Raw genomic sequence first — 23,333 nt, 5'->3', positions numbered from 1 at the left:
CAGTTCTGGATAGATATGGCTTTCAATAACCTACAACCAAAAGAAGATTGGGAGCCAGAAACACGAGTACAAAAGGCTTGGGAACACCTAACAGCTTACTGTGAAGAAAGTTGCTACAGGGCTGCTGTTCAGGTATGGAAAGATGACACATCTAAATCTTGGGAAGAATATATATTTCTTTCTAGATGTTTTATGTATGAAGCTACCAAGTTTAGACAAATATTAGCGAAATATAACTCCAACGATTCTTCTATCAATACTTATGTGACAGGCGTCTTGATAAAAAATATTAAAGATTCAGCTGCTGTTGCTAAGTTTTCTAAGTGGCGGCTGTTGCATAAAAAGAGCGATAAAGAACTGAAAGAAGCACTTGCTAGAACTGGAAGGTATGAACCGGAAATTTCTCGATTTCTCTTAGCTCGAAAATATTTTAAACAAGTTTATCAAATGAACAAAATTCAAAATCCTGCTAAAATAACAGGACAAAAGTGGCAAGAACCTGATAGTACAGATTTTGCAGAAGCAGCTAATTACTACAATGCACAGATATTACTCCCTTGTGCACCTCATGAAGTGGCTGTAGCTGGAAATATCACAGGCGAGCAACTTAAAGTTAGTATGGAAATTTGTATTGCCGCATTACAAAATTATCCCAAATCAATCACACCACGCTTTTCTTTGGAAGCACTCACAGAAACTGGTCGTCAAGTTGAAAAGAATGAGTCTCTAGAAATTTTATCACAAGATTCACTGACTTCTGAAGAAGTGGAAGATTCTCTAGAAAACCAGGGAAGAATAGTAAAGCAAATTGAGCCAGCTTTACAAGAGCAGTTGCTTTCTTTGAAAGTAGAACAAAAGGAAATACTACTCCTTTATTATGGTTTGGAACTAAATCAAAAACAGATAGCAGATAGATTTCAAGTCACTCAGGGAGCAATTGCTCATCGCCTGAAGACGATTGAAATCAAATTACTGAAAACTTTATATAGATTAAGCAAACCTCCTCAGTGGGTTTCTCAATATGTTGCAGTATGGTTAAATCGTAATTACCAAGCTCCTGTCTATATAGATTTAATTCACGTAGCTTTGATTGAGGCGATAAAGAAACTTGAACCACAAGAGCAAGAAGTCTTGCTACTAACCTATGGACAAAAACTGGATGAACAAGAAATTGTCAAGCAGCTTGGTATAGCCTTACCAGAAAGTAGATACATACTACGGAAAACAAAAGCAAAATTAGAGGCTGCTTTAATCAATAGTATTGATACCATGATTAATAAGTATTTGCAAATCTGGTTGACAAAGATAACTAAAAGTGTCGTAAAATCAGCTTGTGAAAAATTGGGTATTCTACGAGATAAAATAACAGATATCCCAACAATTCATACGGTATTAGAAGAATCGTTAAAAAATTGGGATTTCGAAAAAAAATGAGGTTGTAGTGATGTTTTCTTTTAATGAGTTAGACAAAGCTTCTAGTAATCAATTATGGTTAAATATCTCATCGGCACACAAAAACAAAGCCTGGGAGCAAGCTCAGAGCCATTCTAATACGCTTGCACGCTACAACGCTTATCTCAATCACCTTTCATTGTATATTTTATTTAACTGGTTTACAGAGTGGTTAGCACAAGAGTCTATACCTAAACCCTCAATTTTCCCAAGTGAGGATAGCTTACCTAGTATTTGGGAAGTGGTAAATGGCGCAGCAATGACACTGAGTGAGAGGCGAATAGTCCTAATTCCTAGTGAAACAATAGATTTGGAAGAGTTGTGCGTACCCCAAGAGTGGGTAGACATTCCTTCTTTTGCTGGTGATTATTACTTAGCAGTACAAGTAAATCTAGAGGGGGATGAGGATGAGTGTTCTTTGGTAGTCCTCGGTTTTACCACTCATCGCCTACTTAAGAATTTTGGATCCTATAACTCGAATGAGCGTACTTACGTATTACCTACAATAAATTTAACACATAACCTTGCCGTGATGCTGACGACATTGGGACTACCTGTACAAGAGGAGATCCCAGAATTTCCTAATTTGTCTGAAGCTAAGGCACAAAAATTGTTAGAACTGTTAGGCGATTCATCTATTTATTTTCCCCGTTTACGAGTCGATGTACCGTTTGAGCAATGGGCCGCACTACTAGATAGTGACGAATGGCGTATTCAGTTGTATCATCGACGAATAGGTGACTTGGCTGTTGCCAAAAACACGGCATCAGTTAATAACTTGAGCAATTGGTATCAAAATATTTTTGATACCGGTTGGCAGTCTCTTAATACAATCCTAAATATAGAATCAGAAAATTTAGCTTTTGCTTTTAGACAACGTGAACTTGCTGTTGGAGGTGTGTCTGTCGAGGGAGTCAAGTTGATTGATTTGGGAATAGAATTAGGCAACCATTCTGTTGCACTGCTGGTTGGTTTGACAAAAGAAAATGAGCAGAAAGTGGGCATCCGCGTCCAGTTACATCCATCTCATGGACAGACTTACCTACCACCAAATATCAAACTTGCTTTACTTTCTTCTTCAGGAGCAACTCTCCAGGAATTTCAATCACGAACTCAAGATAACTTGATTCAACTGAAACGATTTACATGCCCCAAAGGAAAAACATTCAAAATCCAAGTAACTATTGATAATTTTAGTATTACGGAAGATTTTGTGGTTTAACGACTTGCGCGATCAGAAAAAATGAATAAGTTAGTTATCTTAAACTTAGGAAGGGGTACTCTACAAGAGGGCTTTGACTTTGTGACTGTTGTTTTACAGTCAGAGGAAAATTCCAAAACCAGTCAATTTCAGGGTAGTTTACCAGCGGCTCCAGATATTCTTGACCTCTACCGTCGTTGGCAATTGCTGTATGATTTAATCTATTCGGCTCGCTCTATAAATATAGGTTTGCGTCTATCTCAGCTAACCGATGAAGATATCAAAATTGATGAAGCTGACGTGACTCACGTTTCTGATGCTGATTTTTATAAGCTATGTGAAGAATTACAAAATCAAATAGATAATTGGTTGGATACTGAGGCATTTCGTAACATTGACCGCCAACTGCGGATGCGATTATCTCATGATGATGAAATCCGAGTCATTATTCAAACTGAGGATAATTTACTACGAAAACTGCCCTGGCATATTTGGCGTTTTTTTAGGGATTATCGTTTGGCGGAAGTAGCTTTAAGTCCTATAGAATTTGAGCCTGAAAGTCAAACAAAAAGTTCTGCCCAAAGAGTGAGAATTCTGGCAATCTTGGGGGATAGCACGGGAATTGATATTGATGCTGACAAAAAGTTATTGTCAAGCTTATCAAACGACGTAGAGACAGTATTTTTGGTAGAGCCAAAACGCCCAGAAATAGATGAGCAGCTTTGGGATAAGCGGGGATGGGATATTTTGTTTTTTGCTGGACATAGTTTTAGCAGAAATGATGGAGAAACAGGTCACATATATATAAATCCTACCGAAAGTTTAACTATTCCCCAGTTAAAAAATGCCTTGAAAACAGCGATAGAACGCGGGTTGCAGTTGGCAATTTTTAACTCTTGTGATGGCTTGGGATTAGCACAGCAGCTGGATGATTTGCATATTCCCCAAATGATTGTCATGCGAGAACCAGTGCCGGATAAAGTGGCACAAGAATTTTTGAAGCGTTTTCTTCGGGGGTTTGCTGATGGTAAGTCGTTTTATTTAGCAGTGCGGGAAGCGCGGGAACAGTTGCAGGGTTTAGAAACTGAATTTCCTGGTGCTAGCTGGTTACCTGTGATTTGCCAGAATCCCGCAGAATTACCACCAAGATGGATAGATTTGGGGGGTACTCCTCGTTGCCCGTACAAAGGATTATCCGCTTTCCGACAAGAAGATAAGTCGGTGTTTTTTGGGCGGGAAGCTTTTACACACCGGCTATTAGAGGCGGTGAATAAAAAGCCACTAGTGGCGGTGATTGGACCAAGCGGTAGGGGCAAGTCTTCGGTGGTGTTTGCTGGACTGATTCCCTATCTGCTTAAGAAACCGGATAACTTGCAAATTGCCCATTTCCGTCCTGGAAAGCGTCCGTTGGATGCCCTAGCTACGGCACTTTTAACTTTGCAATCAACTCAAGCTGTTGCTGGTAATGAGGCTGAACCTCAGCTAAACCCATCTGTTCGCGCTTTGGGCAGTTCAAAGCTGGAGCATCACCTCTTTCAAATTCACCAACTGGCAACGGAACTGCGCTCAGACAAGAATGCTTTAACTCAATTTATAGCTAGGATATCATCAACCAATCCCAAATCGATTGTGTTGGTGGCTGACCAATTTGAGGAACTCTACACCCTCTGCCCAGATTTTGAGGAACGCGAGAGTTTTCTGGACTGTGTATTGGAGGCGGTGTATAATGCGCCTTGTTTCAAACTGGTGTTGACGCTGCGGTCTGACTTTTATGGCTATGCTCAATCCTACCGCGCTTTTAACGATGCCTTGGAAAATAACTGTTTGAACCTGGGACCGATGAATGAGCAGGAATTAGGGGAAGCGATCGCACATCCTGCATACTCCTTGGGTGTCACACTAGAGACAGGACTGATAGAGCGGATTCTCAATGATGTTGGCAAGAAAACACACAAGCAAGCGGAAAACTCGCAACACAAATCGCCACCAGACAAACTACCTTTACTGGAATTTGCCCTGAAACAGCTTTGGACAGAAGCGATAAAACACAGAACTTGCCAACTGACGAATCAAGCTTACGATGAAATTGGCGGTATTCAAGAGGCTCTGGGTAAATACGCAGAAGAAGTATACAACAAGATAGCTCAAGAGTATCAACCAAAACAGATACGGCGAGTTTTCACACAACTGGTGCGTCCAGGAGAAACAACGGGGACGGAAGATACCCGTCGTCTAGCCACGCGCCAAGAAATAGGACAAGAAAACTGGGAGTTGGTGACGCGCCTCAACAGTGAGGATATGCGTCTGGTGGTGATTGGTTATGACGAAGCGACTTCTGAAGAAACAGTGGAGGTGGTGCATGAGGCTTTGATTCTGGGTTGGGGACGCTTGAGAGAGTGGATGAAGAGCGATCGCACTTTTCGCACTTGGCAAGAGCGATTACGGGGAGCAATGCGTCAATGGGAGGTTACCAATAATGATGAGGGAGCTCTGTTGCATGGTACATCTTTAGCGGAAGCAGAGGATTGGTTGCAACAGCGACGAGAGGAGATTAGTCCATCTGAGCAAGTGTTTATTGAGTTGAGTTTGGGGTTACGCGATCGCTTGCAGCGAGAAGAGCAAGAACGTAGACAAAGAGAGCTAGAGCAAGAAAGGAAAGCGCGTCAAGCAGCTCAAACAAGAACTGGTGTAGCCATTGCTTCTACTATACTTGTGAGTGCAGCAGCTATTTTTGCCATTAACCAGTGGAATCAAGTGCAAAAGCAGTACAAAAATGCGGCACTACAGGCAAAAAGTAAGACTGCTAGTGGAATTTTGGAACTTGATGGGTTGATAGAAAACATCAAAGCAGGGAAAAAACTACGCCAGTTGATACACTCAGGTGAAGCAGAACCGTACACCCGAATACAAGTCGTGACGGGGTTGCTGAAAGCCGTTTACGATGTGAGAGAGCAAAACCGCCTTATTGGGCATAGTGCTCAGGTGATTGGCGTCAGTTTCAGTCCAGATGGACAAACCATCGCTTCTGCAGGTTTTGACCATACCGTGAAACTCTGGAAGCGGGATGGCAGCTTGCTCACCACTCTTCCTTCGGAACGCTACGCTAACACTGGGCATAAAGCTTGGGTGATTAACGTTAGTTTCAGTCCAGATGGGCAGACCATTGCTTCTGCAAGTTCAGACTATACTGTGAAACTCTGGAAGCGGGATGGCAGCTTGCTCAACACCCTGACTGGGCATCAAGCTCCAGTGACTAGCGTCAGTTTTAGCCCAGATAGGCAAACCATCGCTTCTGCAAGCTATGACAAAACCGTCAAACTCTGGAAACAGGATGGCAACTTGATTGCTACCCTGACTGGTCATCAAGCTCCAGTGACTGGCGTTAGTTTCAGTCCAGATGGGCAAACCATCGCTTCTGCAAGTTTTGACAAAACTGTGAAACTTTGGAGGCGAGATGGCACATTAATCACCACTCTCATTGGACAGAAAGGTGCGATGACTGGTGTTAGTTTCAGTCCAGATGGGCAAACCATCGCTTCTGCAAGTGTTGACCAAACCGTCAAACTCTGGAGGCGAGATGGCAACTTGCTCACCACCTTCACTGGGCATAAAGCTCCGGTTAATTTCGCCAGTTTCAGCCCAGATGGGCAAACCATCGCTTCTACAAGTGTTGACCAAACCGTGAAACTCTGGAGGCGAGATGGTCGCTTGATAACTACCTTCACTGGACATAAATCTGCAGTGACTGGCGTTAGTTTCAGCCCGGATGGGCAAACCATCGCTTCTGGAAGTATGGATCACACCGTGAAACTCTGGAGACAAGATAGCAGCTTGATGACCACCCTTCCTTCGGAACGCTACGCTAACACGGGTCAGAAAAGTCCGATGATTGGCGTTAGTATCAGCCGAGATGGACAGATCATCAATTCTGCAAGTGTTGACAATACCGTGAAACCCTGGAGGTGGGATGGCCGCTTTATAACTACCTTCACTGGTCATGAATCTCCAGTGATTGGCGTCAGTTTCAGCCCAGATGGGCAGACCATCGCTTCTGCAAGTGTTAACAATACCGTGAAACTCCAGAGGCTAGATGGCATATTGATTACTAGCATTGCTGGGCATAAAGCTCCGGTGATTGGCGTCAGTTTCAGCCCAGATGGGCAGACCATCGCTTCTACAAGTTTTGACAAAACTGTGAAACTCTGGAGGAGAGATGGTCGCTTGATAACTACCTTTACTGGGCATAAAGCTCCGGTGATTGGCGTCAGTTTCAGTCCTGATGGGCAAACCATCGCTTCTGCAAGCTATGACAAAACCGTGAAACTCTGGAGGCGAGATGGCAGCTTAATTAACACTCTTCCTTCGGAACGCTACGCTAACACTGGGCATAGTGATTGGGTTAATAGCGTGAGTTTCAGTCCTGATGGGCAAACCATTGCTTCTGCAAGTAATGACAAAACCGTGAAACTCTGGAGGCGAGATAGCAGCTTAATTAACACCCTTACTGGGCATAGCGATTGGGTTAATAGTGTGAGTTTCAGCCCGGATGGACAAACCATCGCTTCTGCAAGTAATGACACAACTGTCAAACTCTGGAGGCGAGATGGCAGCTTAATTAACACCCTCACTGGGCATAACGCTCAGGTGATTGGCGTCAGTTTCAGCCCAGATGGGCAAACTATCGCTTCTGCAAGTCTTGACAATACTATCAAACTTTGGAGGCGAGATGGCAGCTTGATGACCACCCTTCCTTCGGAACGCTACGCTAACACTGGGCACAATGCTCCAGTTGTTGGCGTCAGTTTCAGTCCCGATGGTCAGATGCTTGCTTCTGCAGGTGCAGACGGAAAAGTGATTCTGTGGAATTTCAATCTTGATGATTTGTTAAGACGCGGTTGCTCTTGGGCGCGAGACTACCTGAAAAACCCTAACAACGGTATGAGTAAAGATGACCCCCAGCGGCGGATTTGTGATGACATAAGTTGAAACTACACTTTATCCGCCATGCGGTGGTACTTCACTATAGCAGGGAACAGGTACATGAAGTACATTTTTCAACCTCACTCCCAACTCCTCATAAAACGCTTCGAACGGCACCAATAAGTAAGTAGTACACTTAATACAAACTACTTCATAGCCATAATACCCAACAAGTTACATGCCAACCTTAACCCAATAGCAGTATAATTAATATCCTCTTTTTATAAAGTAGTACCCTCAGACTAGATATATCTCCTTGAACTAGCTTAAACAATGTAATTTTTCTTACATTTTTATCCCTGTTTTTCGCTCTAGAACAAATCCATCCGGACCATTACTATACGGAAACGAAGTTTTTACACTTGTATCTTCTATAGAAATACAGCCCTTTGCTTTGAAACAAGAGGTCAGGATGTTTACCAGCATACCCAAACTGCCCAGCCGTCAAAATTCGATTGAGAAATTTTCTATGTATATGACTGTAGAGAATAATAAGGGTTACTCTACGATTAAATGGAAAACAGAACCTCAAATGCATTGCAATCTTGAGTTATACAAAAGCAGACACTATAAGGAGAGCATCGTTAGGAGCAACTCTCCAGGAATTTTAATCACGAACTCAAGATAACTTGATTCAACTGAAACGATTTACATGCCTAAAAAGAAAAACATTCAAAATCCAAGTAGCTATCGATAATTTTAGTATTACGGAAGATTTTGTGGTTTAACAACTTGCGCGATTATAAAAATGAGTAAGTTAGTTATCTTAAACTTGGGAAGGGGTACTCTACAAGACGGCTTTGACTTTGTGACTGTTGTGCTACAGTCAGAGGATAATTCCAAAACAAGTCAATTTCAGGGTAGTTTACCAGCTGCTCCAAATATTCTTGACCTCTACCGTCGTTGGCAATTGCTGTATGATTTAATCCATTCGGCTCGCTTTCTAAATATAGGTTTACGTCAACAAGAACTCATTGATGAAGATATTAAAATTGATGAATCTGACATAACCCACGTTTCTGATGCTGAATTTGATGAGATATGTCAACAGTTACGAATAAGCCTCAATAATTGGTTGGATTATCAGGATTTTCGACAGATAGAATTACAACTGAGAACGCGATTATCCAAGTCTGACGAGATTCGATTTATTATTCAAACTGAAGACAGTTATTTAAGAAAACTCCCCTGGCATATTTGGCGCTTTTTTGAAGATTATCGCTTGGCAGAAGTCGCTTTAAGTCCCATCGAATTTGAGTCAGAAAATCAGGTAGTCAATTCGGCTCTTCCAGTCAGAATTTTGGCAATTTTAGGAGATAGCACAGGAATTGACATTGACGCTGACAAAAAGTTATTGGAGAATTTATCAAAAGATGCAGAAACGGTATTTTTGGTAGAGCCAAAACGCTCAGAGATAGATGAGCAGCTTTGGGATAAGCAGGGATGGGACATTCTATTTTTTGCAGGGCATAGTTCTAGTCAAGCTGATGGGGAAACAGGTTTTATACATATAAATCCTACCGAAAGCTTAGCGATTGAGCAGTTAAAAAATGCCCTAAAAAAAGCGATAGAACGCGGGTTACAGTTGGCAATTTTTAACTCTTGTGATGGCTTGGGATTAGCACAGCAGCTGGATGATTTGCATATTCCCCAAATGATTGTCATGCGAGAACCAGTGCCGGATAAAGTGGCACAAGAATTTTTGAAGCGTTTTCTTCGGGGGTTTGCTGATGGTAAGTCGTTTTATTTAGCAGTGCGGGAAGCGCGGGAACAGTTGCAAGGTTTAGAAAGTGAATTTCCTGGTGCTAGCTGGTTACCTGTGATTTGTCAAAACCCTGCTCTTGCGTCCCCAAATTGGAAAGAGTTGCGAGAGAAAACTAAGGGCGATGCTCCAAAAGAGCCGTTCCAAGGGGGCGATCTGCGCGTCTCCCAAGGGGAGACGCCAAGGGCGAACGGCGCAGCACTGAGTGCAAAGCACACGCTCCGCATAAGTCCTGTGGACAGGCTACGCCAAGGCAAAGCGTCTGGGCAGGAGATACGCTATCGCCCGGAGAGTGCGTCCCCAAAGCAGCATCGCCAACCGCTTCTCCTACCTTTACGCCAACCTAAACTCAATTTCAAAACAGTTTTGATGATTAGTTTTATAGTCACAAGCTTGTTGATGGGAGTGCGCTGGCTTGGGATACTACAAGCATGGGAGTTGCAGGCTTTCGACCATTTCATGCGATCGCGTCCACAGGAAAAACAAGATTCGCGCCTGTTGATAGTCACTATCACTGAAGATGATTTGAAACTACCAGAGCAAAAGGACAGAAGAGGATCTCTATCAGATCTCGCACTAACTCGACTGTTGGAAAAACTTGCACCTCTCCAACCGAGAGCCATTGGCTTGGATATCTATCGTGATGAGCCATCACAACCGAAGCAAACTTCTTTAGCGACTCGATTGAAAACAGATAACAGTTTCTTTGCGATTTGCAAAGTAAGCGACAAGACAGAAAACCGTCCGGGAAATCCACCTCCAAAGGGGGTTCCCCCAGAACGCCAAGGATTTAGTGATGTTGTTAAAGATCCAGATGGCGTTCTGCGTCGCCATTTATTAGCAATGCAACCAGCAGATCCAACATCCCCTTGTACTGCACGCTACGCCCTTAACACCCAACTGGCATTTCACTACTTAGAAAAGGAGGGTATTTATCCCAAGTATACCAAAGCAGGGGAATTGCAATTAGGCAACATTGTTTTCAAGCAGTTGCAAGCGCACATGGGTGGCTATCAACAAGTAAATACAGAGGGCTATCAAATATTGCTCAATTACCGCTCTTACCAAGATTCTCCTTTGGAAATTGCCCCTACAGTCACGCTTACAGATGTTCTTAAGAATAAAGTTAACCCCAAACAAGTCAAAGACCGAATTGTCCTCATTGGTACCACTGCTCAAAGCTTCCGTGATTATATTCCTACCCCTTACATAACTGGGCAGGGTTTTTACCAGGAAATACCAGGGGTCATTCTGCAAGCACAGATGGTCAGTCAAATCGTGAGTGCGGTAAAAGATGAACGACCTTTGTTATTAATTTTACCTCTTTGGGGCGAAGTGTTATGGGTTTGGGGTTGGTCTTTTGTGGGAGGTATAATTGCTTGGCGCGATCGCTCTGGACGACATCTCATCCTGGCGGGTGGAGGCGCAATAGGCATCTTATATTTTCTTTGCTTAATTCTCTTTTGCTCTAGCATTTGGGTTCCCCTCGTCCCGTCAGCCTTAGTTTTAATAGCGACTGGCAGCATTGTGGTAATTTATCTCAATTCACCACAAACTTAGCAACAACTAATTTCTACAAGTTGAAGTAGAAAAATTTTCTACAAGTTGATAACAATAAAAAAATTGTTTATGCAAAAGATTCAACTTTCCCTCGCCATCAGTTTAACATTCCTTAGCTGTATACAAGTCCGAGCACAGTCTGTTAACTCCCTTCTTGGACAAAGCCCAACATTAAAACCCAAGGGACAATTCAACCAATCATTGATTTTCGCTGCGCCACCTCCACCACCAGATATCGGAGAACCAGGTAAGCGAACAGAAGCAGGTAGCCGTGGCTGTGGAGGGAACATGAATAAGCCCCTGGCTTCTGTTTCTCAAAAGCGGCTAACAGCTTTAGTACCCGTTTATTCAAAATCAGAATTGGTTTATGCAGCAACAGTTGCTGAGCATCCTAGTTTCTGGTTTTATGTTCCTTATTCCTCGTCTTTTGCGTATGGAGAGTTTGTCCTAGAAGATGAAGCACAAAATCAGACTATTTACAAAACTTCTTTGACAGGGACACCAGGAGTGATTAACCTTGGCTTACCATCAAAAGCAGCACCTCTGGAGATTGGGAAACGATACCGCTGGTATTTCAACATTTACTGTCAGAAGGATAATCAAATTATTGCGAATGTTGAGGGATATGTAAAACGGGAGCAAGTAAACTCCGTTTTAAAAACTCAATTGGAAAAAGCAACACCAAGCCAACGGGTAAACCTTTATGCTGCTAATGGTATTTGGTATGAGGCGTTGAGTGCTGCTAGTGAACTGCGTCGAATGAATCCGCAAGAGACTTCTTGGGCGAGGCTGTTGCAAGCTGTTGGTTTGAATGATATGACAACTGAACCAAAAGTGGACTGCTGTAAGTTGGAAAATCAGCAGTGAAGTTCAGTGCTGATTTGCTTTGCAATTTGGCTGGTTATACCAAGGACTATGGGGCGTGGTAGGAGAATTTGCTATGAGGACGACTTCCCCTTTTTCGTTTATTATCCAACCACTCGCTTCTATAATGGGTTCTGGTGTGGTGGTAGTTGTTTTGCTGGTAACAGTTGGACTCTTGCGGTTATCACTTTTGGGATTGAGAGTAATTAAGTCTACTTGAACTGCATCAGTGTTGAGGAGTTCGCCTGGGTTGGAGGGCAAGCCGCCGCGTCCGGTGATAGTAAATTGGCTTTTAGCTATAGGGCTACCCGCAGTACAGCTTTGGGCTAATTTGGTGTCAACTGGTACTGAGGGCAAGTTGACTAAGCCGCTGTTGGGATCAATATCTGGTGTGTTAATTTGCACCGTGCCACTTAGAGAAGGATTTGTTTGTGAAATGGCAATGATGTCATTTGTTGGTAATTGACTGGGGTTTAAATCAGGACGCAACCTCTCAAGCTCTTGCCGAGTTAGGGGTGCGATGCCAAAAATATCAGTAGCTTTAATCGTGATTCTCCCACCACTGCCCTCAAATGCATTAGCAGTGATATCACTATTTTCACCTGGTACGGCGACGATGAAACCATTAGGAGCATTGATGGTGATGTTGCCACTGTCTCCTGGTTGTTGTGCGGTACCTGCGGAGGTGGATATCTGACTGTCGTGACGCATCAGCAATAAGTCCAGATTTTGTAGGGTAATATCGCCACCTTTACCTGATGCAGTTTCAGCTACGATAGCACCTTGGTTGTCTAGCTGAATAGAGCGTGCTCCAACTTTTATATTGCCTGCCGCGTTATTATTCCCTTGACTGCTGACAGCCAGTTCAGCACCATTAGTCACTCTAAGCGACTCGGTGGTGATGTCAATGCGACCACCATTGCCCACAGCTTTCTTGTCCACTGTGCTGAAGATCCCACTAGAGAATCCATTGCTACCCACCTCATCCAAGACGATATCGCGGGCGTTAATGAGCACTTTTCCCGCATTCCCCTGTCCCTCGGTGCTGGTAGTTATGACAGCACCATTGGTGACTCTCAGCAAATCAGCTTTGATATCAACACTACCTGCCTGACCCACACCATTCTTTTTTACAGCGCTGAAGGCACCACTGGATTGTCTGAAATTTTCAACTAAGGTACCCATCCCATCAAAGACGATATCGCGGGCGTTAATGAGCACTTTTCCCGCATTCCCCTGTCCGTCGGTGCTAGTAGTTATGACAGCACCATTGGTGACTCTCAGTGAATCAGCTTTAATCTTGATATTACCCCCCTGACCAACACCTTGTTGGTAAACAGTTTCTACTCGGCTGTATGCACCACTACTGGTGGAACCATTGGTAGTCTGCCCATCGAAGACAATATCACGGGCGTTAATATTTACACTACCTGCATTTCCTCGTCCTGAGGTACTGGACTCGAGTACAGCGCCATTGGTTAGTCTCAGCGACCCCGCTTGGAGATTGACGTTACCCGCCTGACCCCTGCCGGTTCTTTCCACTCTGCTGGATGCACCACTGACTAAGTAAGGAGAGCCTGGGCGCTCTCCATCAAAAGAGGCTGTATCGCGGACATTAATGGTCACGCTGCCCGCATCTCCTTGTCCAGAAGCGCCAGCATATAGTTGAGCGCCACTGCTTACAGAGAGCGACCCCGTGGAGATGTGGATATCACCTCCGTTGCCTTTTGCGTTACTTTCCACGTTATTAGAAATAAAGCTTCCTCTTCCAGTATCATCAGTAAGGGTAATTGCCTGTGTTGCATTAATTTCAATATCTCCTACTTTGGTGTCAGGTACCCCTTGCCCTGACGCTATCCCCGCCCGCACTTGACTTCCTTGGAAAACCTCTAGGTTTCGGGCGTTGATGGCAATACTCCCGCCACCGCCAGCACGTACATTCACTACAGCGCCATTGTCAAGGGATACGTTGGCTCGCGCTACACTATTAGAAAAATTTAGCCACAGGTTACTGCCATTTATATTCAGATCTACCGTTCCCTGTCCTACTATACCTCCCAACTCGATTCGACCACCCGGCGCAAATAAAATTCCGCCATTTAAGCTGACATCGCCACCCACTAGCGCCAAAGTTTTACCAGGCTTTACCTGTAAACCAACAGGGACACCGCTAGTATTGGTTGCCTGAGATTGATTTCGCATGCTCCCCGCACTCCTCCCATATTGCAAACCAATGGGCACATTGATAGTCAACAAGGGTGTTCCTTGAGGTGCCGTAGCGCTGAACTCGAAGCCATCCGCAAATTTCAAGCCACTAGCAGTACTTGCTACAAACGAACCGCCAATATCCAACCGCGCATTCTGTCCAAATATAATCCCCGACGGATTAATCAAAAACAGATTAGCCGTACCCGACGCACGAATCAACCCATCAATATTAGATGCTGATCCACCCGTTACCCGACTGATAATATTCTGAATGTCCGCACCATTATTAAAAAAAGCAGTACCGCCAGTAGAAATAGAAAACTCCCGAAAGCTGTGAAATAAGTTGCCACCAGCTTGGGTTCCTCCAGTGATATTGAAGGTGTTTCCCTCTCTTTGGACACTAGAGTTATTAGGCAAAGTGCCATCAGGAATAACTTGAGCTACTGCACAATCTCCAAACAAAGAAAACACACCACCAATCGCAATCCCTAACAAAACGCCCCAACGAGTACTTATTTCCAACATTGCACCCCCCAAGAAAACAGCAGTCGCTCTCCAACGATTACGCTGCATCAGTATCAAATCAGTCACATCTACTGGTCGTGAAAGTCACCTCTGCCCAATTTTCTATTCAAGCACACAAATTTTACACAAAATCCGCTATTTCTTTACAAAAATTCATCAATCTTTTGCCACACAGACACGAAATTTAGCACTAGTGCTCACGCCGTTTCCATCTACGGTTATTCAACTACACATAATATTACATCCAATTACCTAACAGAACGTAAGGTGCCCAATACATAGGACGCTTATACTTAGGATTTTGTAAAAGAGCTAACTGGGCGCGACGAAGCGCCTCGGCTTTCGTGAGTTTCTTGTTTGCTAATTCTTGGTAAAATTTACTCATCAACACAGCAGTAGACTCATCATCTAAGTTCCACAGGGAAGCGATGGTACTACGTGCTCCCGCTTGAAAAGCGACACCAGCAATTCCCAATCCAGATCGCTCATCCCCAGTAGCTGTTTGACAAGCACTCAGGATAAGTAATTCAATAGCTTCAGGTCTGTTTAACTCTACAGTTTGCACTAACTTATTCAAATCCTTAACATAAATGCGTTCATCCCAAGCGACAATAAATGTCTCCTCAGCTTTAGAGCTAAATTGACCATGAGTTGCAAGATGAACGACTGGGAATGGTAAAGAATTAAGTTTGTTTTGCAAAGCCGTGCTAGTAAATTCTTGATTGAGAAGTATGCTGCTGGGTACTTGAGAGCGGATTTCGTTTAATTCACGCTTCACGTTGAGCAGTGCATCAAATCCGGAACGTGGTTCAGACAATCCTGCGGCTATTGTCTTTAATCCTTTGCGCAATGGTTTGGGTGAAATCAGTTGCAAACCGGGGGTCAGTGCAATGCTATACTTCTCAATCAAATACTGTTTGCCGTCGTAGAGAGCCGCCATTGGGATATTCCGCAAGGAACCATCTGGCACAAACACCAAAGTCGTGGTTTTACTGTTGGCTAAGTCAGAGTCAGCCGGTTTAATCAGCCAGTTGTAGACTTTTTGGGATAAGAGTTGAACCTGTCGCAGTGTGTGGGGCTTGGTTAAATTTTCCTGTAGTTGTTTTAAAGTACTTTGCACTTCTTTTTCATCTACAGGAGTAGCATAGTGCAGCCAGCCCTTTTGCGGTAACTTGAGGATAACCTCTAATCGGTCTGACAAAATGAAAGGATAAATGACTGCTGCTGCTATTTGGTCTTCTTTTTTACTTTGAATCCGAGCATTTAAACAGGTGTTGCGAAAAAAGTTGTCAAGTTCTGCTATTTGCAGTAATTCTATTGTTTGGCTAGCTTTTTTGATATTTTCTTGACTAGGTTGGGAATTTCCTTCAGGTTGCAAAAGTAATTCTACTAGCTCCCGATATACAGGTTCAACTTCATACCGAAAGGAAAATTTCACTTCAGGATTGACAGCAACTAAGTCGTTACGTAAGTCTTGCAGGTTGTTAACTGCTTCTGTGTAAGCGACGGTAGCCCCTTTTATATCTCCTTTAGCTTTCAGCAAACGTCCCAGTTGCCATTGCCATTGATAGGTAATATCTTTAGCATCAATAGCTTGAGCAATCAGCAAGGCTTGCTGGGTGAGATTTTGGGCATCAGACTTCTGTTGGGTTTGTTCGTACACTCCTGCTAGAACACCAAGAGCATAAGATTCTGTACGTTTGTCTTGCAAGCTTCTCGCTTGCTGGATAGCAGTTGACAGGAGTTGGGCAATATCCAACCATTCGGGAGTGTCTGCGGTTGTATCTTGTTTGAATCGTGTTAGACTCTGAGCAAAGTTGATGCGAGCAGAAATTGCTGTACGGCTGGGGGGTAAGTCGCTAAGTTGAGTTTGGATTTGGGACGACAAGGCTTGGAAAGTTTTGAATTTCTTGGTTTCCAGAAGTAGTCTTAGTTGATTGACTTGAGCTTGGATGCGCGTAGTAGGTGAGGTGGCAGTTTTGGCAGCTTTTTGATAAAAATCTATCGCTTCTTGCGTACGCTGTAAGGCACGAGCTGTGTTGCCTAGACTAACTAGAATATCACCTATTGCTTGCTGATCTGGCAATGAGTCAGCGACTTCTAGACTTTGCTGCAATATCTGCCAAGATGTTTCTAAATCTCCCGTGACTTGCAGGACGTTGCCGAGGCTACGCAGTCCTGTGACTTTAAGAGGCGAGTTGGGTTGACTTTGCAGAGTCTTGGTACTTTCTTTTAATGTCTTCTCGGCTTGACGATACAACCCTAAAGCTTGCAAAGCTTGCGCTTGGTTAATGTGGTTACGAATAACTGCGCTATAATCTCCTATTTTTTTATAAATGTCAACTGATACTCGCCAAGTATTTAGGGCATCTTCAGCTTTGGAAAGAGCCAATTGCAGACGACCTTGGATATCTAGGACTTGCGCTAGGATTTGGGAGTGCTCTTTTGTGTTTATATTTGGTGAGGTTTTTAAGAGATTGAGACTTTGGGCGATTGCACTTTCTGCATCAGTCCATTGTCCAAGTTGCTGATAAGCTAATGATAGATTGCCTAGTATTATTGCTTGTCTGAGTTCATCCCCATTAGCTTTGAATGCAGAGATAGCCTGTTGCCATATTGCAATTGCTTGGGCAAACCGTTCAGCTTCATAAAGTTTTCTGCCTTGTTCAAGCAAGTTTTGGGCATTGGGTAAGGCTTGAACGGTTGAGTTTCTCTCCGTCACATGTGCGAAAGTCGGTGGCAATAATCCCGCGCCCAAGAACATAGCACATAGCAGCAGTACACTTAAAAGGCGTTTGATTCTGCGGAATCTATATTTTTTTCTGACCATATTGTAGCCCTCATCTGCACCGCGTCCTTACTAAAAATATACAGTGTAAGTTGCTACATCAGTGCCTTTGCTGTTGATTGAATACACGGCAATCAGCCAGAACGTCCTACTAAATTTTCTGGAAAAAAAATTTCCCGCACTTCCGCAAAGTAAATCCGGAGGTTTGATTCGATCAAGGATATGGAGCGTTTGGAGCTTGTAAATACTACCTATCTAAGTGACGGGATCTACGAGAAAGACTCTGCCCGGTTCCAGAAATATTTGGCTCTTTTGAGCGCCGAGGAATGCTTATCTTTACTCAAGTAAGGAAAGGATATTGAAGATAAACGGCTATCGGTTTCGCTTGATGGCGCGGGTAGCATTGCTGACTATAAGGAATAGTTACGCGATCGCCTTTTCATGATTACCGAAGAGCGATCGCCCTTCCTCTAAGTCCAATGGATATGTTTTGAACGAAAAGCTCTATCCCAATCGTTGGCAACCACTTCCATCATATTGATCATTCCTTCATAGCCAAAATATGGCTTGTCAAGATAAGTCTCTCTGTTAGTAGGGCTGAATACATCAAAAGAGATTTGGATTCCTAGTTCTTCTGCTATGTATTTTTCCCATGCCGAGCCAAAAACAGCATCAGTATCAATCTCTGTTAAGGCTTGTTTTATTTGATATCCATCGGCAGAAAATACCACGCTAGGAGAAAGACCAAGGCTTTGCAATTCTTGCTCCAGAATTGGGCGAGATTCACGCATTGCTGAGCGAAACAACAAAACTTCTGGAATCATTTCCAACTCTTCAAAGAGCATTCTCACCAGTCCGATACCAAGCGTCCCATCTGTAGATACGGCAACTCTACAGTTACGATATCGGGGAATAATCATTAATGCTCGTCGGCGAAGCGTATCTACAACCATTTCTTCGCCTTGTTTGATCAGCGGTTCTACTCTTTCTTCTATCTTGAAATGTGCCGCCAATGCCTGCAACCACCGCGTAGTGTTTTTTACACCGATTGGTAAAGGTATATCATCAAGAATGAGGGGAATGTCATGAGTCTGTTGCATTTTCCGAGCAAACTTATACCCAACATCATGACTAAGAAGAATATTGGCGGTTGCGTTACCAGCTTGTTCCAGTTCTGCGAACGAGGTATTGTGGGAGAATACCGTTTGTACCTTAATTCTTAAAGATTTTAACGTCTGGGTTACCCAGTGCAAATCAGCCCACCAAGTAGGATTCACATTTGCCTGTGGTGCAATGATGTTTACAATCCTTGGCTTTCTCCCCCTCCTCTTGGTTTGCCTTTTTTTGATGAAAGGAAGTAAAGCCTCTAATCCCATTTCTAAGCCATCATAAGCATTGCCCCGAAACCCACCAGCAAGTATAGGAACAAGTTTAGCATTGACCTGTGGCTGAATATTGTTGCATAAACCCTGAATATCCTCACCAATAATGTCCGCCGCGCAAGTGCCAACGACAAACATGACCTTAGCATGAAAAGATTGATCCGCCTCTTTAATCATACCTTTGAGTTTATCAGACGCTCCCATGACAATGTCTGACTCAAAAAGACGAGTACAACCTACTTTGCGCTTTGTAAAATCAACCTCATGGTTATCATAGCCAGCCGCAACAGTTGACGCGCAACCTTGGGGAGAATGAATCACAATACTGACATCTTTCATTCCAGCAACCATGTTTGCAATACCTTCCAAGGCACAGCCAACAATTGGGTCTTTGCTATGGTCACAATTGTCAAAAGATAGTCCAGCAGACATTTTACCTTCTTGTGGGTTGAAGGGTATTGTATTGACTGCGGTAGAGTTTTTACTTGTTATTCCTGACAACATTTTCCTTTTCTCTTCTCTGCATATACAGTACAATCCGGCAAGTCTTGGGCTAATTTGCCTGTGAGTGATTGAGCAGATGCTAACCCTGAGTTTTTGGGGAATACCATTTGCTTGGTTAACGAACTGCGAGGTCTAAACCCGTATTGAAGCGCTGTTTTAATACATTTAGCTACCTTTAAGGCTCCGCGATAGCCGAATCTAGGACGATTTAAGATAGCATTTAAATCGACAACGGGAATGTGTGGGAAACTCAAGGAAGAACCAAAATATACCACCGAATCTGCATCAAGACCACCAATAAAATTCAGTAATTCGTCTTCAGTTTGCTTCATCGACTCATACTTACCAAAAGCCAGCGTCCCCTTGGTAATTAAGATTTCCGGGTCTAACCCAGTTTCCAACAAGTAGTCTACACTGGTTTCCCGTGCCTCCGTGCTCCAGGGATGGAAGTTATAGATCACCGCACGCATCCCAAAATCGCGCTCTAACATATGGGCAATGGACAAGCACTTGATAGCATCATGCCCTTCGATAATCGCTAACTTCCCTTCTATATATTTTTTAGCTTCTTCAAATTCGGTCTTGATTGCGGCATATTCCTGCTTCATCAAGGCATCCGCCTGTTCTTCCATCCCTAAATATTTTGCAGCTCCTTGGAGCCATTTTTCTGTAGCGCTAATACCATAAGGAAGGATAGTAGAGTTCAGCGGAGTACTGAACTTGTCTGACATGGCTTTGCCGATAGTATAGCCAAGATCCAAACATAAGGTACAGTTGACTGCCGCACTCGGTGCTTGCTTGAGTTCATCTAATGTGCAATCCCCAGCAATCACACTGTGAACCCTAGCTCCCATTCCTTTAATCAGTCGTTTCAGTTCCTTGACATCGCTTTCCACTTCTGTCCTTTCAGGACCCATCTTTGCACCCACAATATTAACGGCATCAGCAAGTTGTGCTTTCCGTTCTGGAGTGGGTGGCTCCATAAAGTCTACGATTTGCCGAAATACAATATCAAATCCACTACGATACTCCCCTGCGAATCCTTCGCAATGTATCGTCATGATCTCAGACTGTATTTCAGTGCGTGCCTTACTCACCACGTCATCAACACAGTCACCGATAATTCCAGATGCACAACTCGTTGCCACAACGATCGCATCTGGATTATATTTTTGATCTACTTCTAAAATCGCGCCTCGTAATTCTTTTTCCCCTCCAAAAATCACCGATTTCTCACTCATGTTGGTAGTGACTACAGGTTCATAAGGGGAACCACTATTGCGGCTGTTGGTTAACTTATATGCTCGCTTGACTCCATAAGCACAGCCACTTGGACCGTGAGAAATTACGATCGCATTTTTAATCCCACTTAAAATCTTCGTTGCAGTCCAAAATTTGCAGGGACGGGTATGACTACCTTGTAAGCTAGTCTTAATCTTACCCTCTTTTGCTAAACGATACAGTTCGCTTAAATTTCCGTAAAATACAACGTTTCCATCTATACTGGTAGCCATAATACCTCTCCAATTTCTGGGTGATAGATTCCTGACTTCTTCTGCGAAGTCAGGAATCTAGCTAATCATCAAGTGTCTTTATCAGTCAATACGGTTCGGTTAACATTTTAATATTTTGAAGATCCCCCCAACCCCCTTAAAAAGGGGGCTTTTAACCCTCTTTTACCCCCTTTTTAAGGGGGTCGCCGCAGGCGGGGGGATCTTAACCGAACTGCATTGTCCTTATCAGCCTCTTACCAGACATTTAAGATCCACTCGCGATCAAGCTTGTACTCCATATCTACAAACATGGCGTTAGCGATCGCATCTCCCAGCCATTCTGCACCTCTATAGCCAATGACGGGGTTTTTCCACAAACCTGAGCGGTCAAAGGTAGGAAAGCCTACTCGAACCATTGGAATTTTGTTATCGATGGCAATATATCGACCTTTAGAATGACCCAGAATCAAGTCGATATCGCCTTTTTCCTTGACGCGGCTTTCTAGTTCCCACAAATCCGCATTCCAGATCACATCGATGTCATACTCAGCGTGGTTTGCTCTCTTCTCCAACTCCGCAAGTCTAGGGTCTTTGGAAGGAGCTTTGTTATCATCTCCCAACAAGAGTAGCACTGGCTCTAACTCAACTTCCAGACAAAACTCTGCCAACCCAATGACCAAATCGGGATCTCCGTAGATAGCCACTCTCTTGTTTGCAAAGTACATATGAGCAAGGTCAGCTAAGGAGTCGATCGCTTTGCCTCGTTCTACTACCAAGGATTCCGGTATTGGTTTACCAGTTAGTTTCTGGATATTTTGCAGCCAGGCGTCAGTATTTTTGAGGCCAATTGGTGTAGGACCAACAACTGCGGGAACACCAAACTCCCTTTCCAAAAAGTTAGCTGCGTTACCGCCTTCATATTTGCATAGGGCAATGGTGCCGATCGCATTGGCAGAATCAGCAATCTCTTCAATGGTGGTATTACCATAAGTAAAGCTGGACTTATCCGGCATAGTCGCCGAATTGAAGGTTTCGGTATCAAATAAGATGTTGCCTTCAACTTCCATCTCTTGTAAGATGTGCTTGATTTCAGTGACATCTCCAGGGTTAACCCATCCGGTAATGATATTCAACTTACCATTTGGTTCGCCTTTCTTTGCCAGACTAGTAACAAGCGCCTGTACCCCGACATCATATCCTGTTACTTGACTACCTCGGTAACTGGGAGTATGTACAGGAATAAGAAGAACCTCGCGATCGGGATACTCTTTCTTTAAATATTTGTTGACCTTGGTAATGGTTCCTTCGATATCGTCCCCAATTGTCTCGGTTGAACAAGTCGTAATAATGGGAATAATCCGCAGATCAGGATATCGTTGTACCAGCGTCTTTACACCTTCCTCAATCCGTGGCATACCTCCAAAAACAGCGCTAGCTTCATGGAGTGAAGAAGAAGCAATGTCAAAATTTTCCTTCAAATGCTGAGCAAAGATGAGTCGAACAAACATGCTACAACCCTGTCCCCCGTGTACCAAGGGGATACAATCTTTGACACCAATGGAAGCATATTCTGCTCCTGCAGGCTGACAGGTAAATATGGGATTGATGACCCCACTGCGTTCTTTCTTTTTGACAGCTAAAGACATCTTAATTGTCTCCTAAATAGTGTAGAAATTTGGAGCAGAAATTTGACCAGAACTTAGAACACTCTGTAGATTTGTCGGTGGGGGTTGGACTCAACTTGCCACCCGATCGTACAGAATTGAATTTTGCCTGAATTCTTTGTTGGTGATTGTGTGAGTTTGGTGGAATTGGCACTGAGAGAAATTGCTCATAATCCACCAAACTAAATTTACGAGGTTTGTAGTCAGCGATTTATCGCTTATTTAAACACGCCTATTGCTGACTACAAACTCACACCCCTTGTACTAGAAAATACTAGTAGTCCACCACACTAACTTTGACGGGTTGATGATAGAAAAAATCTTACTCTCCCCCTGCTTCCCTTACTTCCCCTACTCCTCCTGCTTGCCTTAACCTGGCAATTTTGGGTTGGTCGAGCACTAGGGAACTCCTCTTTAATAAAGAGAATGATTCAATTCAGCATTGAGCGAGCCAGTGATGGCGATACCAATCAGCTTTTGTCTAACTAACTCCAGTACTGCCTTTATGTGTGCATGTTCCATGCTGGCTAACCATGAGAACTTAACTTTGAGCTCAACTACAAGAATCTTTCCGTCTGCATAATAAAGCTTGTCATTAGGTGTTTCAGCAGCTACCTGTTCTCCAGTCAAGATTTCGATGGCTTTGTTGATCACACCATTGATGTTGTCTTCTCTATCCCATGAACGAGAGTGGAACTGCCACAAACACCGCTCTTGAATATAGGCTGTGATTTCCTCAGTTCGCTCTTTAATGTAGGCTGCGATTTCGTCAGATTTCTCCTTCAAACTTTCATTGTTTTCACCACTGGATGTATCTTCTTCGGTAGGATCCTTACGGACATCCACTGCAGCCAACTTCATCAAAGGCGAGTAAATGGCATTGTACATATCCCGCGCCATATTCACAGCACCTTCAAAACCCATGTACGGACCATTGTGATATCCATGTC

11 protein-coding genes and 1 pseudogene are annotated in these 23,333 nt (G+C 43.6%); 6 read left to right on the top strand and 6 right to left on the bottom strand.

The window, feature by feature from the left end:
- Window positions 1-192 precede the first annotated feature (192 nt).
- The 6 genes and pseudogenes from AC5JM2_RS26985 to AC5JM2_RS26960 all read left to right on the top strand — a co-directional run bounded on the left by AC5JM2_RS26985 (window position 193) and on the right by AC5JM2_RS26960 (window position 11,822).
- Window positions 193-1,434 (top strand): sigma factor-like helix-turn-helix DNA-binding protein, encoded by a 1,242-nt coding sequence (locus tag AC5JM2_RS26985; RefSeq protein WP_495837895.1) that lies wholly within the window; start codon window positions 193-195, stop codon window positions 1,432-1,434.
- 10 nt (window positions 1,435-1,444) lie between these two features.
- On the top strand, window positions 1,445-2,674 hold the full coding sequence (locus AC5JM2_RS26980; protein ID WP_495837894.1) for a DUF1822 family protein: 1,230 nt from the start codon (window positions 1,445-1,447) through the stop codon (window positions 2,672-2,674).
- A 21-nt stretch (window positions 2,675-2,695) separates the two neighbouring features.
- A complete protein-coding gene (locus AC5JM2_RS26975) occupies window positions 2,696-7,639 on the top strand; it encodes an nSTAND1 domain-containing NTPase (protein WP_495837893.1) in 4,944 nt (1,647 codons plus the stop codon).
- Between the two features lie 620 nt (window positions 7,640-8,259).
- Window positions 8,260-8,361, top strand: a pseudogene (locus AC5JM2_RS26970) (hypothetical protein); the annotation flags it as partial.
- Between the two features lie 20 nt (window positions 8,362-8,381).
- Window positions 8,382-10,955: a CHASE2 domain-containing protein gene (locus AC5JM2_RS26965; protein ID WP_495837892.1), complete on the top strand. Its 2,574-nt coding sequence runs from the start codon at window positions 8,382-8,384 to the stop codon at window positions 10,953-10,955.
- Window positions 10,956-11,024: 69 nt separating this feature from the next.
- Window positions 11,025-11,822: a DUF928 domain-containing protein gene (locus tag AC5JM2_RS26960; protein ID WP_495837891.1), complete on the top strand. Its 798-nt coding sequence runs from the start codon at window positions 11,025-11,027 to the stop codon at window positions 11,820-11,822.
- Between the two features lie 3 nt (window positions 11,823-11,825).
- Here AC5JM2_RS26960 and AC5JM2_RS26955 read toward each other — a convergent pair whose 3' ends face one another.
- From AC5JM2_RS26955 to vnfG, 6 genes are all read right to left on the bottom strand, one after another.
- Window positions 11,826-14,618 (bottom strand): two-partner secretion domain-containing protein, encoded by a 2,793-nt coding sequence (locus AC5JM2_RS26955; RefSeq protein WP_495837890.1) that lies wholly within the window; start codon window positions 14,616-14,618, stop codon window positions 11,826-11,828.
- A gap of 172 nt (window positions 14,619-14,790) precedes the next feature.
- Window positions 14,791-17,382, bottom strand: a complete 2,592-nt coding sequence (locus AC5JM2_RS26950; protein ID WP_495837889.1) for a CHAT domain-containing protein — start codon at window positions 17,380-17,382, stop codon at window positions 14,791-14,793.
- A gap of 428 nt (window positions 17,383-17,810) precedes the next feature.
- A complete protein-coding gene (locus tag AC5JM2_RS26945) occupies window positions 17,811-19,226 on the bottom strand; it encodes a nitrogenase component 1 (RefSeq protein WP_495837888.1) in 1,416 nt (471 codons plus the stop codon).
- On the bottom strand, window positions 19,211-20,740 hold the full coding sequence (locus AC5JM2_RS26940) for a nitrogenase component 1 (protein WP_495837887.1): 1,530 nt from the start codon (window positions 20,738-20,740) through the stop codon (window positions 19,211-19,213). The genes AC5JM2_RS26945 and AC5JM2_RS26940 overlap by 16 nt, the downstream gene beginning before the upstream one ends.
- A gap of 233 nt (window positions 20,741-20,973) precedes the next feature.
- Window positions 20,974-22,365 (bottom strand): V-containing nitrogenase subunit beta, encoded by a 1,392-nt coding sequence (vnfK, locus tag AC5JM2_RS26935; RefSeq protein ID WP_495837886.1) that lies wholly within the window; start codon window positions 22,363-22,365, stop codon window positions 20,974-20,976.
- Between the two features lie 432 nt (window positions 22,366-22,797).
- Window positions 22,798-23,333, bottom strand: a 536-nt coding sequence (gene vnfG, locus AC5JM2_RS26930) for a V-containing nitrogenase subunit delta (protein ID WP_495837885.1), incomplete at its 5' end; no start/stop codon positions are given.

The organism is Brasilonema angustatum (genome assembly GCF_059505445.1).
Note: the sequence above shows the minus strand (reverse complement) of the source record. Positions and strands in the feature narration are given on the sequence as shown.